Origin of the sequence: Colwellia sp. MB02u-14 (assembly GCF_014076915.1) — a bacterium.
Taxonomy (GTDB): domain Bacteria; phylum Pseudomonadota; class Gammaproteobacteria; order Enterobacterales; family Alteromonadaceae; genus Colwellia_A.
Genome location: NZ_JACGUX010000093.1, coordinates 1 through 254, shown reverse-complemented (window position 1 = coordinate 254; position 254 = coordinate 1). Strand labels below are relative to the sequence as shown.

Sequence of the window (254 nt, the reverse complement as noted above, 5' to 3'; positions counted from 1 at the left end):
AACTGGGTTAAATCATGGGCGACACTTTCTTGCTCCTTACGGATCTTATTGAGCTCGGTGATATCTTGTCCAACCCCCACAACCCCCACAATACGACCTGCCGCATCCCGGCGTGAAGTGGAGTTCAACAGCACATCCACCCGGTCGCCCGTTTTGGTAAACAACGGAAATTCATAGTTAGCCGACTCTTCACCTTGCAGGGCTTTATCCAATATCCCTTTAACCGAGGCCTTGTAATCATCGGTGATAAACCC

The 254-nt window shown here is 50.0% G+C and carries 1 protein-coding gene; it reads right to left on the bottom strand.

Annotated elements, in window-relative coordinates; all coding sequences use genetic code 11:
- A partial coding sequence (locus H4J52_RS19620) for a PAS domain S-box protein (protein ID WP_182225416.1) occupies positions 1 to 254 on the bottom strand: 254 nt, incomplete at both ends.